The sequence below is a fragment of the Thiohalocapsa sp. genome, from assembly GCF_022340605.1.
Lineage (GTDB): Bacteria > Pseudomonadota > Gammaproteobacteria > Chromatiales > Chromatiaceae > Thiohalocapsa.
In genome coordinates this window covers 1-7,993 of sequence record NZ_JAJDNQ010000058.1, presented here as the reverse complement: position 1 = coordinate 7,993, position 7,993 = coordinate 1, and the positions used below count along the sequence as shown (strand labels likewise).

6 protein-coding genes and 1 pseudogene are annotated in these 7,993 nt (G+C 70.0%); 1 reads left to right on the top strand and 6 read right to left on the bottom strand.

Annotation, left to right across the window (positions count from 1 at the left end; all coding sequences use genetic code 11):
* Positions 1-167 precede the first annotated feature (167 nt).
* From sdhB to LJE69_RS07605, 3 genes are all read right to left on the bottom strand, one after another.
* Positions 168-1,067, bottom strand: coding sequence for a succinate dehydrogenase iron-sulfur subunit (gene sdhB, locus LJE69_RS07615; RefSeq protein ID WP_296923512.1), 900 nt, complete (start codon positions 1,065-1,067; stop codon positions 168-170).
* A gap of 76 nt (positions 1,068-1,143) precedes the next feature.
* Positions 1,144-3,030 (bottom strand): succinate dehydrogenase (quinone) flavoprotein subunit, encoded by a 1,887-nt coding sequence (gene sdhA, locus LJE69_RS07610; RefSeq protein WP_296923511.1) that lies wholly within the window; start codon positions 3,028-3,030, stop codon positions 1,144-1,146.
* Complete coding sequence (locus LJE69_RS07605) at positions 3,027-3,680, bottom strand: succinate dehydrogenase (protein WP_296923508.1); 654 nt, start codon at positions 3,678-3,680, stop codon at positions 3,027-3,029. Before LJE69_RS07605 ends, sdhA begins: the two co-directional genes overlap by 4 nt.
* Before the next feature lie 338 nt (positions 3,681-4,018).
* On the opposite strand from LJE69_RS07605, the gene LJE69_RS07600 reads away from it, so the two are divergent.
* Complete coding sequence (locus LJE69_RS07600; RefSeq protein ID WP_296923505.1) at positions 4,019-5,233, top strand: DUF1343 domain-containing protein; 1,215 nt, start codon at positions 4,019-4,021, stop codon at positions 5,231-5,233.
* A 139-nt stretch (positions 5,234-5,372) separates the two neighbouring features.
* Here the strand turns inward: LJE69_RS07600 and serB are convergent, their stop codons facing one another.
* The 3 genes and pseudogenes from serB to LJE69_RS07585 all read right to left on the bottom strand — a co-directional run.
* Positions 5,373-6,602, bottom strand: a complete 1,230-nt coding sequence (serB, locus tag LJE69_RS07595) for a phosphoserine phosphatase SerB (RefSeq protein ID WP_296923503.1) — start codon at positions 6,600-6,602, stop codon at positions 5,373-5,375.
* Between the two features lie 531 nt (positions 6,603-7,133).
* Positions 7,134-7,385, bottom strand: coding sequence for a hypothetical protein (locus tag LJE69_RS07590; protein ID WP_296923500.1), 252 nt, complete (start codon positions 7,383-7,385; stop codon positions 7,134-7,136).
* Positions 7,386-7,702: 317 nt separating this feature from the next.
* Positions 7,703-7,993: pseudogene (locus LJE69_RS07585) on the bottom strand (precorrin-4 C(11)-methyltransferase); the annotation flags it as partial.

Here is a 7,993-nt window from a genome sequence, read left to right as displayed (position 1 = left end):
TACTGGGTCCGGCGGCTTCTAGCCGCCGGTCGGGGACGAGACGGAGGTGCTGACTGCGCAATTCGGCGATTCGGCGGGGGCTCGGCTTGGGGGCGGGACGCCCCCACTCCCAGTGGCCGGCAAGATGCCGGCGCTCCCCATAGGCGGCAAGATGCCGGCGCTCCCAGTTACCCGAAGAGGTCCTTCAGCGCCTGCAACGTCGTCTGGCGTCCGAGCTCGCCGATGGCGGTGGTGAGCGGGATCTCCTTGGGGCAGACGCGCACGCAGTTCTGGGCGTTGCCGCAGTCGGTGAGTCCACCCTCGGCCATGATGGCGTGCAGGCGGTCGGTCTTGTTGAAGCGACCCAGGGGATGCGCGTTCAGGAGCCGCACCTGGGCGAGGGCGCTGGGGCCGACGAAGGCGCGGTTGTCGTCCGCATTCGTGCGAGAAGAAGCGGGGAACTGCGGGCAGGCGGCGAGGCAGATGCCGCAGCTCATGCAGCGGCTATAGAGATAGTCCGCGACCCACTGGCGCTGGGAGATGCGCGGGGCGCGCTCATGCGTATCCCAAGGTCCGTCCAGGCGCACCCAGGCTTGCACGCGCGTAAGGTTATGGAAGATCCGGGCGCGGTCGACCATGAGGTCCCGCACCACCGGGAACTTGGGCAGGGGCTCGAGGCGGATGACATCGCCCAGGTCCTCCAGCAGTGTCGAGCAAGCAGGCCGCGGCATGCCGTCGATGAGCATGGCGCAGGCGCCGCAGACCTCTTCCATGCAGTTGTGCTCGAAGGCGATGGGGTCCACACGCTCGCCGTCGACGGTGACCGGGTCCAGCCGCAACGCCCGCAGCACGGAGACGACGTTGTCGCCCGGCCTCGGGTGTACGCGGAAGCGCTGCCAGTAGGGCGCGCTGTCCGGCGCATCCTGCCGGCGGATGCGCAGCTCGACGTGCCGGTGCTCGCAGGCGCGCGCCTGTTCGACATCGCCGCCGGTCCGCGGCGCGGCGTCAGCGTCGCGGTCGCGTTCGCGGCCGGCAGCATCGGCCCCGTCGCGCGTCAGGTGCAGCCCACTGCCCGCGATACCTGTCATTCAGCGTCCTCCGGGAACGTTCTGTGCACGCTCTCAGTCTGTGCATTCCGCGCGAATGCCGCCGTAACCGGGTGCATCAGCGGTAGTCCCGCGGCTGGTCCGGCGTCATCACGCTGAGGTCCACGGGCTCGAATTCGATGCGCGGGCCGTCAACGGTATGCTCCGCGACCGTGGTCTTGAGCCAGCGCTCGTTGTTCGCCTGCCAGCGCTCACGGTAGCGCTCCCATTGCGGATCGGCCGGATCACGCGTTGACGGTAGGGGCAGGTCGAACTCGGGCTTGTAGTGCGCGCCCCGGCACTCGTCGCGGGCGCGGGCGCTGGCGGCCATGACGCGGGCGAGCCGGATCATGTCCTGCACCTGCCGCGCATGGGCCAGGGTCTGGTTCGCCCAGGGGCTCGCCTCGGCGAGGTCCATGTGCGCGGCGCGGCGCTCCAGCTCGGCAAGCTCGTCCAGCGCTTGGTCCAACGTGGCGTTATCGCGTACGACACCGACCCGGCTCGTCATCAGCGCGCCCAACTCTTCGTGGAGCCGGTAGGCGCTCTCGTGGCCTTGACCCGCCATCAGCTCCCGGTTGCTGGACACCTGGCGCGCGACCTCCGCCTCGAAGGGCGCGCCGGGCATGGCCTCGGCGCCGCGCTCGATGCCGGCGAGATGGCTCAATACCGCCTCGCCCGCGACGCGCCCGGAGTAGGACGCGGACAACAGCGAGTTGGCGCCGAGCCGGTTGGCACCGTGGTAGGCGTAGTCGCACTCGCCGCAGGCATAGAGCCCGGGGATGCTGGTGGCGTGGTTGCGCGGGCTGCCGGGGGTGACGCCGCCGGTGGCCGAGTCGTGCTCGAAGTCGACCCAGAGCCCACCCATGGCGTAGTGGGCGGCCGGGAAGATCTCCATCGGCGCGTCGAGCGGGTCGCTGCCGGCAAACTTGCGGTAGATGGACAGGATGGCGCCGAGCCGCGCCTCGACGAAGTCCCGGTCGAGATGGGTCAGGTCCAGATAGACCCGGTCGCCGCCGCCGATACCCTGGCCCAGCTCGCGGCAGACCCGCCAGATGGCGCGCGAGGCGATGTCCCGCGGCACCGTGTTGCCGTAGGCCGGATACCAGTCTTCCAGGAAGTACCAGCGCTCCGTCTCCGGGATACGGTTGGGCTCGCGGCGGTCGGCCGGGTCCTTCGGCACCCAGACGCGCCCGCCCTCGCCGCGCGCGGCCTCGGACATGAGCCGGGTCTTGTCCTCCCCGAGCATGGCGGTGGGGTGGAACTGGAAGAGCTCCGCATTGGCGAAGCGCGCCCCCTGCTGGTAGACGCGGCTCGCGGCGGCGCCCGTCGCATTGGTGGAGCAGGTGGTCTGGGGTGCGTAGAGCTGGCCCAGGCCGCCGGTGGCCAGCACCACGGCATCGGCGCGGAAGGCCCGCACCTCGAGCGAACGCAGGTCCATCGCGACGATGCCGCGGCAGACGCCGTCGGTGTCCTTCACCAGCGCCAGGAACTCCCACCACTCGTGCTTCTCGACCCACCCTTCGGCCTCAAGCCGGCGCACCTGCTGGTCGACGCCATGCATGAGCTGCTGACCCGTGCTGGCGCCGGCGAAGCAGGTGCGCTTGTTCTTGACGCCGCCGAACAGGCGCTGATCCAGCAGCCCCTCCGGCGTGCGCGAGAAGGTGACGCCCATGCGCTCGAAGGTGCGGATCAGCCCCGGTGCGGCCTCGCACATGGACTTCACGGGCGGCTGGTTGGCGAGCCAGCTGCCGCCCCTGAGCGTATCGCGGATGTGCTGCGCGACGGTGTCGTGTTGACCCTTCGCGTCCAGCACCGCGTTGATGCCGCCCTGGGCGCAGACCGAATGCGAGCGCATCACCTCGAACAGCGAAAACAACTGCACCCGGTGCCCGCCGCCGGCGATGGTGAGCGTCGCCCAAAGCCCGCCGAGCCCGCCGCCAACGACGATGACCCGCCGCCCGCTCACGCCCCGCCCCCCACCGGCGCGGTCAGATAGCCGACGAGCCCGTGGGTGCCGATGGCGCCCAGCAGCAGCCCGCCCGCCGCGCAGAGCCAGCCGAAGCGCCGCTGTGCCATGGCGCTCGTGGTGAGCCCCCAGCTGATGGCAGCCGTCGCCAGCCCGTTGGCGAAGTGCACCACCGCGAGCCAGAGTCCAACCAGGTAGAAGCCGAACACCCAGGGGTTCGCGAGCGCCGCGCGCATGTGCCCGAACAGGTCGGCGTGGATGGCCGGGTCCACCAGGCCGGCCATGCGCGTCATGCCCACGTGCAGCAGGATGAACACCAACAGCCCGATGCCGGAGATGCGCTGCAGCCAGTACAGCCGGTTGCGCAGATACGAATAGCGCAGCGGCTCGGCGCGCCCGCCGCCGATGATTACCAGCCCATAGAGCGCGTGCAGCAGCAGCGGCAGCGCGATGAGCCCGATCTCGATGAAGGGCAGGTAATTGAGCCCCGCCAACGCGCCGACCACCTCCCGGTTGAAGTGCTCCGCGCCGAACCGCGACTGGCTGTTCTCCCAAAGGTGGAAGGCCAGGAAGGCGCCCACGGGCAGAATGCCGAATAGCGAGTGCAGGCGCCGCAGCAGGAAGTGGGGGCTGGCGATGGAGGCGGACATTGGGCGGGAAGTGCAGGGTAACGAGATACGGAATGATGCCGTGCGTAGTGCCAGGTGCGTCGTATGTTGTTCGCGGTAGAGCCGCCGGGAGCCTCGGAGCCGGTGGCTGCCGCCGGCGGGTCGGCTGGCTGACCGCGGCCCCATCGGCAAGCATAGACCCCAATGATGCCGCTGATGTGATCCTGCTCAGCGTATCGGCATATTCCTGATTACTGATAAATCCGCGGGCACGAGCCTGGCGGAGACGCTTCAGCTCGGGCAAGCCCGGCCTGCTCGCCACCGCGGCGCGACTGTGGCACGATCCAAGCCCCGACAAGTCCTGTGGAGAAGCCCCGCGCATGCGACTCGGCGTCGACCGTCTGCTCATCGAGCCCGAACTGCGCAAGCCGCTGGCCGGTCGGCGCATCGCCCTGCTCGGGCATCCCGCGTCCGTCAACCACGTGGGGCGGCACAGCCTGGATGCGCTGATGAGCCTGGTGGGTGGTGACGGTGGGCTCAACATCACCGCCGCGTTCGGCCCGCAGCACGGCATGCGCGGCGACAAGCAGGACAACATGGTGGAGTCCGACGACTACGTGGACCCGATCCACCGCATCCCAGTGTTCAGTCTCTATGGCGAGGTCCGCCGCCCCAGCGACGCCATGCTGGACACCTTCGACGTGCTGCTGGTGGACCTGCAGGACATCGGCACCCGCATCTACACCTACGTCACCACCCTCGCCTACGTGCTGGATGCCTGCGCCAAGCACGGCAAGACGGTCTGGGTGCTGGACCGCCCGAACCCCGCCGGCCGCCCCATCGAGGGCAGCCTCCTGGAGCCCGGCTGGGAGAGCTTCGTCGGCGCAGGGCCTTTGCTGATGCGCCACGGTCTTACCTTCGGCGAACTGGCCAAGTGGCTCGTCGTCGCCAGGGGCCTGGACCTCGACTGCGAGGTCGTTCCCATGCAGGGCTACGACCCCGCCGCCGGCCCGGGCTTCGGCTGGCCGCGGGACCAGCTCGCCTGGGTCAACCCGAGCCCCAACGCCTCCAGTCTCAACATGGCGCGCTGCTTCCCGGGCACCGTGCTGCTGGAAGGCACGACGCTCTCCGAGGGCCGCGGCACCACGGTGCCACTGGAGATCATGGGCGCGCCGGACCTCGACATCTGCCGGCTGCTGAAGTGCATGGAGACCTTGCAGGCGGATTGGATGCAGGGCTGTCAACTGCGCTGCTGCGGCTTCGAGCCCACCTTCCACAAGCACCAGGGCCAGCTCTGCCACGGCTTCCAGATCCACACCGACTCGGTGCACTATCAGCACGACGCCTTCCGCCCCTACCGGCTCACAGCGCTGTTCCTCAAGGCGCTGCGGCTGGAATACCCGGACTATGAGATCTGGCGCGACTTCCCCTACGAGTACGAGACCGAGCGCCTCGCCATCGACCTGCTGACCGGCGGGACCTTCCTGCGGGAGTGGGTGGACGACGCCACCGCGGAGCCCGCCGACCTCGACGCACGTCTCACGCCGGACGAGGCGCGCTGGGCCGAGGAACGGGCGCCTTACCTGCTCTATTGAGCCGATTCCACCCCGCTGCCCGTGGGCACGAAGTCGTAGGTGGGGCTGAGCGAAGCGAAGCCCGACGCGTGCGTTGGGTGCAGCGCATGCCGTCGGGCCTCCTGGTGTCGGCCCGACCTACGGCGTCGCAGGCCCCGCGCTACCCGGCCTCCAGCGCGGCCAGATCCCGGTCGCGCATCCCGAGCAGGTACAAAATCCCGTCCAGCCCCACGGCGCCGATGGCGTGCCGGGCGCGCTCCTTCACCAGCGGCTTGGCGCGGAAGGCGATGCCGAGTCCGGCGATGGAGAGCATGGGCAGATCGTTGGCGCCGTCGCCGACGGCGATGACCTGCTCCAGCCGGATGCCCTCGTGGGCGGCGATCTCGCGCAGCAGCTCCGCCTTGCGGGCGCCGTCGACGATGGGGCCGGAGACCTTGCCGGTGAGCTTGCCGTCCTCGAACTCCAGGCGGTTGGCGTGCACGTCGTCGACACCCAGCCGGCGTTGCAGGTGCTCGGCGAAGTAGGTGAAGCCGCCGGACAGGATGGCGACGCGAAAGCCCAGTGCCTTCAGGGTGCGGATCAGCCGCTCGGCGCCGTCGGTGATGGGCAGCCGCTCGGCGATGCCGGCCAGCACCGACTCCGGCATGCCTTCCAGCAGCGCCATGCGGCGGCGGAAGGACTCGCTAAAGTCCAGCTCCCCGCGCATGGCCGCCTCGGTGATGGCGGCCACCTGCGCGCCGACGCCGGCGGCGGCCGCCAGCTCGTCGATGACCTCCGTCTGGATCAGGGTCGAGTCCATATCGAAGCACACCAGCCGGCGGTTGCGGCGGAAGACGTCGTCCTCCTGGATGGCGATGTCGAGGTCCATGTCGGCGCCGAGTCCCAGAAACTCCGCATGCAGCGCGCCCACGTCCGGCACCGGCCCCTTGAGCCAGAGCTGGATGCTGGCATGCCCGGTGCGGGCGGCTTCCGGCCGGCGGGAGATGCGCCCGGACAGCCGCGTGATCTGCTCGATGTTCAGCCCGTTGCGGGTCACCAGGGCCGACACCCGGGCGATGTGCTCCGCGGTGATCGCCCGACCGAGCAGGGTCACGATGTGCCGCGGCTGGCCCTGCTCGCCCACCCAGTGCTCATAGTCGTCGGCGGTCACCGGCGTGAAGCGCAGGTCCAGCCCCAGCTCGTGCGCCTTAAACAGCAGGTCCCGGAACACCGGGCAGCCGCCGGCGTCGTCCGGCAGCTCCACCAGCAGCCCCAGCGCCAGGGTGTCGTGGATCACGGACTGGCCGATGTCGAGCACCGTGACGTCGTACTGCGCCAACACCCCGGTCAGCGCCATGGTGATGCCGGGTCGGTCGCGGCCGGCGATGTCGATTTGGATGATCTCGGGCATGGTTGGACGGCTGGTTGGAGCGGAGCGATTGCGGATCAGGGCGAGAGTTTAGCGGGGGAGAAAGTACGGGATAGCCCGTCTCGTCCCGGAGGCGACACGGCCGGAGCCGCGGCCGGAGTGGCGACCTGAGCCGCGGCCGGAGTGGCGGCCGGAGTGTCGCCCTCCAGAGCGACACCCGTGGCCAGCTCATGGCGACATGCTGACTGCCGCGCGCCGTCCGCATGGGCGCCCACTGGGAGCGCCGGCGTCTCGCCGGCCACTGGGAGCGCCGGCGTCTCGCCGGCCACTGGGAACGGGGGCGTCCCGCCCCCGGTATGGGAAGTTGGCGCCTCCCCGGAGCAGTTATTCGGGGCCTTCGGTTCATCCCATAGCGGCGGCTGGAAGCCGCCGCTCCCAGTTGCCGGCAAGATGCCGGCGCTCCCAGTGGCCGGCAGGATGCCGGCGCTCCCGGACGGCGCTCCCGGACGGCGCTCCCGGACGGTGCTCTCGGGCGCTGCTCCCGGTCGCGGGCGATATCGGCGTTTCCGGACGTCACCGGCGCGGCTGCGGCGCCGGCGGCGGCAGGGCGTGCTCGCCGTCCTGCGGGTCGATGACGCCCACCGGGCGACCGGCCATGCCGCAGTAGCCCCAGTCGTCCACCGGGTTCTCCGGCGGCTGGCCGTCGCGACGCGGTGTGGCCCAGCGCCAGGCCATGCAGTGGGAGCCCTTGCAGCCGATGTTGATGGCATGGCTGCCGAGCAGTGGGCAGGCCACCATCTTGGCGTGTTTCTCTTTGACCAGCATGGGGTGCGTCCGGCCCGGCAGGGCATTGTTCGGGAGAGCACACTTTAGCGTATGGGGGGAAGTGCGGAGTGCGGACGCCCGTGGGAGCGGCGTCCTCGCCGCGACGCAGCGGCGACGTGGACGTCAGAGGCCGAGAAGCACAGGCTGCTTCTGCTAGTGCACCAGTGCACCAGTGCACCGGTCCACAAGTCCCGAGACCGTCTCAGGTCGTTGTCGTTGTCGTAATCGTGATCTCAACCGTCCGAATATTCGACCACGACCACGACCACCACCACGAGCTAGCCCGGTCTCGGAATTTCCGCAGGAAGCACCAGCCCCTAGCCTCCAGCCCCAGCCCCTTTGCCCCGAAACCGCCGCTCGAAGGTCGCGTCGTAGAGCTTCGAGGTGGCCCCATCCGCGAGCTTGCGCGCGCCCAGCGCCGGGCTGACGAGGATCAGCGCCTGCCGCACGATGCCGGTCTCCCGGCAGCGGCTGGCGATGTCCGCGAGAGTGGCGCGCAGCACCAGTTCCTCGCCCGGCCAGGTGGCCTTGTGCACCACGACCACCGGTGCATCGGGCGCCCAGCCGGCGCCCATCAGGGTCTCGGCGACGGCCTCGATGCGCTCGAT

Coding starts and splice junctions, on each gene's coding strand:
- sdhB (WP_296923512.1), bottom strand. CDS start 1,067: ATGACAGGTATCGCGGGCAGTGGGCTGCACCTGACGCGCGACGGGGCC.
- LJE69_RS07605 (WP_296923508.1), bottom strand. CDS start 3,680: ATGTCCGCCTCCATCGCCAGCCCCCACTTCCTGCTGCGGCGCCTGCAC.
- LJE69_RS07600 (WP_296923505.1), top strand. CDS start 4,019: ATGCGACTCGGCGTCGACCGTCTGCTCATCGAGCCCGAACTGCGCAAG.
- serB (WP_296923503.1), bottom strand. CDS start 6,602: ATGCCCGAGATCATCCAAATCGACATCGCCGGCCGCGACCGACCCGGC.
- LJE69_RS07590 (WP_296923500.1), bottom strand. CDS start 7,385: ATGCTGGTCAAAGAGAAACACGCCAAGATGGTGGCCTGCCCACTGCTC.